The 6,162-nt window shown below is 60.7% G+C and carries 5 protein-coding genes; 3 read left to right on the forward strand and 2 right to left on the reverse strand.

Translation table 11 applies throughout. The features are described from left to right. The 3 genes from QZ522_RS16980 to yaaA form a co-directional block, all read left to right on the forward strand. On the forward strand, window positions 1-242 hold a 242-nt coding region (locus QZ522_RS16980; protein ID WP_294614349.1), incomplete at its 5' end, for a YggT family protein. A 75-nt stretch (window positions 243-317) separates the two neighbouring features. Further along, window positions 318-2,357, forward strand: a complete 2,040-nt coding sequence (gene recQ / locus QZ522_RS16985) for a DNA helicase RecQ (RefSeq protein ID WP_294614352.1) — start codon at window positions 318-320, stop codon at window positions 2,355-2,357. Window positions 2,358-2,390: 33 nt separating this feature from the next. Beyond that, window positions 2,391-3,155: a peroxide stress protein YaaA gene (yaaA, locus tag QZ522_RS16990; RefSeq protein WP_294614355.1), complete on the forward strand. Its 765-nt coding sequence runs from the start codon at window positions 2,391-2,393 to the stop codon at window positions 3,153-3,155. Here yaaA and QZ522_RS16995 read toward each other — a convergent pair. Both QZ522_RS16995 and QZ522_RS17000 read right to left on the reverse strand, forming a co-directional pair. Beyond that, the gene (locus tag QZ522_RS16995; RefSeq protein WP_294614358.1) at window positions 3,140-5,335 is read right to left on the reverse strand and encodes a response regulator; all 2,196 of its coding nucleotides are present in this window, start codon (window positions 5,333-5,335) and stop codon (window positions 3,140-3,142) included. The two genes, yaaA and QZ522_RS16995, sit on opposite strands and share 16 nt — an antisense overlap. 110 nt (window positions 5,336-5,445) lie before the next feature. Then, window positions 5,446-6,162: acetyl-CoA C-acyltransferase (locus tag QZ522_RS17000; RefSeq protein WP_294614361.1), on the reverse strand; the 717-nt coding region annotated here is incomplete at its 5' end.

Raw genomic sequence — 6,162 nt, forward strand, 5'->3', positions numbered from 1 at the left:
GGTTTTTCATTATCGCCCATGTGATTATGAGCTGGCTGATCAATTTCCAGGTGTTGAACCTGCATCAGCAGCTTGTTGGGCAGATCTGGTATTTCCTGAACCGTATTCTTGAACCTGTGTATGGCCCAGTGCGTCGCATTCTGCCAAATATGCAGGGTATTGATCTGGCGCCTCTGGTGGTGCTTGTGGCGGTCTATGCGCTTCGCATCATCCTGATCAACAATGCGTCGGCGTTCTACTGATCAAGGGTTGTCCCGCGAATCGGAGTGTGAAAAGATTCCGGTAAGAGCAGAACAACAAACCTTACAGGATATCTCATGCCCGGCGCCGCCACGCTTTTGCGCGATATTTTCGGCTATGATGCGTTCCGTCCCGGTCAGGAAGAGATCGTAGATGCCGTCGCCAACGGCCAGAACGTTCTGGCCATCATGCCGACGGGCGGCGGCAAATCTCTTTGCTTTCAATTACCTGCGCTGATGCGCGACGGGGTGACGGTGGTCATCTCGCCACTGATTGCCCTGATGCGCGATCAGGTGCGGGCGCTGCGCGAAGCAGGGGTTGAGGCGGGCGCGCTGACGTCCGGCAATACCGAAGAAGAAACGGCCGAGGTCTGGCAGGCGCTGGAGGACGGGCGGCTCAAGCTGCTTTACATCGCGCCCGAACGCCTTGCTGCCGGGTCCGCAATGGGGATGCTGCGCCGCATCGGCGTAAACCTGATTGCCGTGGACGAGGCGCATTGCGTATCGCAGTGGGGGCATGATTTCCGTCCCGATTACCTTCGGATCGGGGCGCTGCGCCAGGCGCTTGACGTACCAATTGCCGCCTTTACCGCCACCGCCGACGCCGAAACCCGCGACGAAATCGTGCAAAAGCTGTTCGACGGGCACCCGCCCCAGACCTTTTTGCACGGCTTTGACCGCCCCAATATCCACCTTGCCTTTGCTGCCAAGGACAATCCCCGCCGCCAGATCCTTGATTTCGCCGGGGCCCGCAAGGGCCAGTCGGGCATTGTTTATTGCGGCACCCGCGCCAAGACCGAAACCCTTGCGCGCGCGCTTGGCGAGGCGGGGCACAACGCCTGTGCCTATCACGGTGGAATGGAGGCCGGGGACCGGCGCCATGTCGAGGGGCGCTTCAATTCCGAGGACGGGCTTATCGTGGTGGCGACCGTGGCCTTTGGCATGGGCGTCGACAAGCCCGACATCCGTTGGGTCGCGCATGCCGACCTGCCGAAATCCATCGAGGCCTATTATCAGGAAATCGGCCGCTCGGGCCGCGACGGCGCCCCGGCCGAAACGCTGACGCTGTTTGGCCCCGACGATATCCGCCTGCGCCGCAACCAGATCGACGAAGGCCTTGCCCCGCCCGAACGCCGGATGGCCGATCACGGACGGCTGAACGCGCTTTTGGGGCTGGCCGAGGCGCTTGAATGCCGCCGTGCGACCCTATTGCGGTATTTCGGAGAAACCGATTTTACCTGTGGTAATTGCGATCTCTGCGACACCCCCGCCGAAACCTTTGATGGCACCGAAGCGGTGCGTAAGGCGCTCTCGGCGATCCTGCGGACCGGCGAAAACTTTGGTGCGGGCCATCTGATTGATATCCTGACCGGCAATGCCACCGATAAGATCAGCGCACGCGGACATGATGCCCTGCCGACCTTTGGCGTCGGGCGCGACATCGACAAGCGCGGCTGGCAAGGGGTGTTTCGCCAGATGATGGGCCACGACCTTATCCGCCCCGATGTCGAACGCCACGGCGCGCTTTGCATGACCGAAGCCGCGCGCCCGATCCTTCGGGACGAACAAAGCATCACCCTGCGGCGCGACACTCTTGTGAGCAAAGCAAGCCGCCCGGCGGTGCGTGCGCTTGTCTCGGACGAGGATGCGCCGCTTTTGTCGGCGCTCAAGGCCAAACGTCGCGGGCTGGCCGAGGCCGCCAAGGTACCGGCCTACGTGGTGTTCAACGACCGCACCCTGATCGAGATGGCCGAAACCCGGCCCGCCACCCTGGATCAGATGGCGAGGATCGGCGGCGTCGGTGCGAAAAAGCTTGAACGCTATGGCGATGCCTTTCTTGAGGTGATCAATGGCGCCGCCGAGGCGATGCACCCGGTACGGCGCAAGCTTGCCGGGCGCGATGCCGGCGAAGTCTATGATCGCCTGCTTCAGGCGCAGGTCGATCTGGCGCGCGGCGAGGGTGGGATCGACAAGCCGCTAAGCTGTTCGACCTCGCTTTTGGCACGGGTGGCAAGTGCGCGCCCGAGTACCAGCCAGGAGATGGAGCGCATCCTTGGTGACAAGCGCGCCGAGCGATTTGGCGATGCCTTTCTGGACGTTCTGCGCGCGGCGCACTAGATCACACGAAACGCTTGAAAAGGGGATTTGCGCATGCTGGTTGTTGTCTCGCCCGCCAAGAAATTGGACATGGGTCCGGTTAACGGGGTTAGCCCGACGCGCCCGGCCTTTCAGGCAGAGGCAGACGCGCTAGCAGGGGTCGCCCGTGGCCTAAGCGTGGGCGATCTGCAAAAGCTCATGAAGATAAGCGAAAACCTCGCCCGTCTTAACGCCGCCCGGTTTGGCGACTTCGGCAAGATGGATGAAAAGCCCGCCGCGCTCGCCTTTGCCGGGGATACCTATCAGGGGCTTGAGGCCGGATCGCTTGACGGCGATGAAATGGCCTGGGCACAGGATCACCTTCGGATTTTATCCGGCCTTTACGGGGTATTGCGCCCTCTGGACGCGATTCAACCCTATCGCCTTGAAATGGGCAGCCGGTTGAAAACAGATCGCGGCAAATCCCTCTACGACTATTGGGGCGACACCATTTCCAAGGCGCTGAACACGCAGGGCGAGGCGGTTAACAGCGATGTCCTGGTGAACTGTGCCAGCCAGGAATATTTCGGCGCGGTCGATCTGGCGGCGCTGAACCTGCGGGTGATTACGCCGGTCTTCATGGAAGAAAAGGCCGGAATCCCCAAGATCGTAAGCTTTTACGCAAAACGCGCGCGCGGCGCGATGGCCCGCTACATGATCCAGCACCGCCTGCGCGATCCCGAGGCCCTCAAGGATTTCGACAGCGGCGGCTATCGCTATAACGCCGAATTGTCCAAGGGCGACAATTGGGTGTTCCTGCGCGATTATCCCGACGCCTGAAGGTTCTCGCCCGCGGGGGTGCGGACATCGGGCGGACAGGCGTCAATGATGTGATCCGCAATCGTAGTCTTGCGCAGCGGCTTGGTCAGGTAGTGATCAAGCCCGGCGGCAAGGATGCCGATCTCGTCGCCCTCCATCGCATGGGCGGTCATCGCGACAACCGGCACATGCACGCCGGTCACGGCCTCGATCTGGCGGATATGCCGGGTCGCTTCCTTGCCGTCCATGCCGGGCATGGAGATGTCCATGAACACGATATCGGGCTTGAAGGATTGATAGAATGCCAGGGCCTCATGCCCGTTTTCGGCAAATTTCAGGTCGATATCCAGATCTTTGACCATCTTGGAAAACACCAGACGGTTGGTCTTGTTGTCTTCTGCCGCAAGCACCCGCATCGCGCGTCCGGGGCTATTGTCGATCACGGGTTCTTCGGGCGCTGACATTTTGGGCGGCTCGCCTTTGGCCAATGCGGAAAGCGCCTGAAACAGCTCTCGCCGGGGCACGGGTTTTTGCAGAACCGCCGCCAGATGCACCCGCCCCGGATCCTGTTCGGCAAAACCGGTGTTGTGACTGAGCAGGATAACCGGCATCTTGTGACCCGCCTCGCGCAGCGCCTCTGCAAGCTCGATCCCGTCCATTCCGGGCATGTTGTGATCGGTCAGAACAAGGTCGGTGCCGGGGCCGATCTGTGCCAGTGCCTCGGCGCCATTCTTGCAACAGACCGACCCCACCCCGAGAATCGCAAGCTGACGTTCAAGGATCGAACGGGTCACTTCCTGCGGCTCGACAATCATCGCGCGGCTCAATCCCTTGGGCAATTGCAGGCAATCGTCTTGTTCCGCCTCGGCCACCGGCAAAGAAAGGGAAAACCCGAAGGTCGAGCCTTTGCCTTGCTCGGATTCGACCCAGATCTTGCCATCCATCATCCGGATCAGCTTTTGCGATATGGCAAGGCCAAGGCCGGTGCCCTCGAATTTCCGGTTGCTTTCATCATCGACCTGATTGAATTCACCAAAGACATGGTCGATTTTTTCTGCGGGGATGCCGATGCCGGTATCCTCGATCGCGATGTGGATACATGCTTTTTCGCCCTCTGCCGACGGCATGCCGGTGACCCGTATCAATACGTGCCCGGTCTCGGTAAACTTGACCGCATTGCCCAGAAGGTTGGTCATGATCTGGCGGATACGCCCCGGATCGCCGATAAACCGCGTCGGCAGGAACATGTCGTAATCCACCAAAAGCTCGAGCCCCTTGTCGCGGGCATTGGCCTGAAGCAGGGTCATCAGTTCGTGAATACAGCGTTCAAGGTCAAAGGGTTCTTGATGCAGAACCAGCTTTTCCGCCTCGATTTTGGAATAGTCCAGCACATCGTTGATGATCACCAGCAAGGCCTCGCCGGAATGTTTGATCGTGCTGGCATAAAGGCGCTGTTCATCGGTAAGGTCGGTATCGCCCAGTAGTTCGGCCATGCCCACGACGCCATTCATCGGGGTGCGGATTTCGTGGCTCATGTTGGCGAGGAAAGAGGATTTGGCGCGGCTCGCGGCCTCGGCCTTGCGGCGCGCCTGTTGAAGCTCTTTTTCATGGCGGATCGTGTCGGTGATATTCAGCGCCAGACTAACCACATCGCCGCCATGACCGCGCTGATCAATCAGCTTGATATATTCGCCCGACCAAAGGCGGATGACCTCGGGTTCCGGGGTACTGGATTGCCAGCGGTCAAGCATCTTCTCGCGCCACTCGACGGGGCGCATATCGCCGATATTCACGATCCCTTCTTCGGTAATAAGCTGCAATATCTCGATATAGCTGACGCCTGGCTGAACCACCTCCATGCCGTCGAACACCGCCATCCACGATTTGTTGGCGGCGATCATGCGGCTGTCATTGTCGAAAAACGCAAACCCGTCCTGAATGGTTTCGATCGAATGCCACAAGCGGCGCTCGGCGATCGCCACTTTCTGATTGGCCACATGAAGGTCGGATTTGACGCGCAGGTTTTCGTCACGGACCGTCAAAACCTCGGCACGGGTTTCGTCGATCTCATGCGACAGGGCGCGCGCATGCTTGCCCAGTTTACGATTGGCAGACTGTAATTCCGCCTGTTTCTGTTCCAGCAGCCGTTCGGCGGCCAACCGGGCGCGCCGCTCTTCTGCCAGCTTATTGGCAAGGCTCATGCCCGCCCTCCGCCATGCCGGGATGTTAGAACGCTACCATCCGACATCGTCGTGAAGAACAGCTTAAAGCCTTGCCGAATTCGGCACTTTCATGCCTGCGGTCCTTCGGATCAGAGGCGCTCGATCGCGATTGCGATGCCCTGCCCGCCACCGATGCACATGGTGATGATCGCGCGTTTGCCTCCCGTGCGCTCAAGCTCGTAAAGCGCTTTGACGACAAGGATCGCCCCGGTGGCGCCAACCGGATGGCCAAGCGCAATCGCGCCGCCATTGGGGTTGACCCGGGAAGCATCCAGCCCCAGCGCCTTGTTCACCGCCAGCGCCTGCGCGGCAAAGGCCTCGTTGGATTCGATGAGGTCGAAATCGCCGGCCGTCATGTCGATCCGCTTCAACAACTGCTCGACGGCGGGGATCGGTCCGATCCCCATCACCTCTGGCCGCACCCCTGCATGGGCGTAGCCCAGCACGCGCGCCCTTGGTTTCAGCCCCGCCTTCTCTGCCGCATCCGCGCGTGCCAACACCAGCGCGGCCGCACCGTCGTTGATCCCGGATGCATTGCCGGCCGTCACCCGACCGTCCTTCTTGAACACCGCCCGCAACCCGGCCAGCGCCTCCATCGAAGTGGCTTTCGGGTGCTCGTCCACCTCGAACGGCACCAGATCGCGTTTGACTTTCACCTCGACCGGGACGATCTGATCCTTGAAATAGCCCGCCTCGATGGCCGCTGCGGCGCGGGTCTGGCTCGCCATGGCAAACTCGTCCATCTGCACGCGGGTGATGTCATGTTCATCCGCCACGTTTTCCGCCGTGACCCCCATGTGCCCGGT

The organism is uncultured Roseovarius sp. (assembly GCF_913054395.1).
In the GTDB taxonomy this organism is placed as follows: Bacteria; Pseudomonadota; Alphaproteobacteria; order Rhodobacterales; family Rhodobacteraceae; genus Roseovarius.

Bases quoted from the DNA above. Each gene is read 5' to 3' on its own strand.
- QZ522_RS16995 (WP_294614358.1), bottom strand. From the start codon at position 5,335: ATGAGCCTTGCCAATAAGCTGGCAGAAGAGCGGCGCGCCCGGTTGGCC.
- yaaA (WP_294614355.1), top strand. From the start codon at position 2,391: ATGCTGGTTGTTGTCTCGCCCGCCAAGAAATTGGACATGGGTCCGGTT.
- recQ (WP_294614352.1), top strand. From the start codon at position 318: ATGCCCGGCGCCGCCACGCTTTTGCGCGATATTTTCGGCTATGATGCG.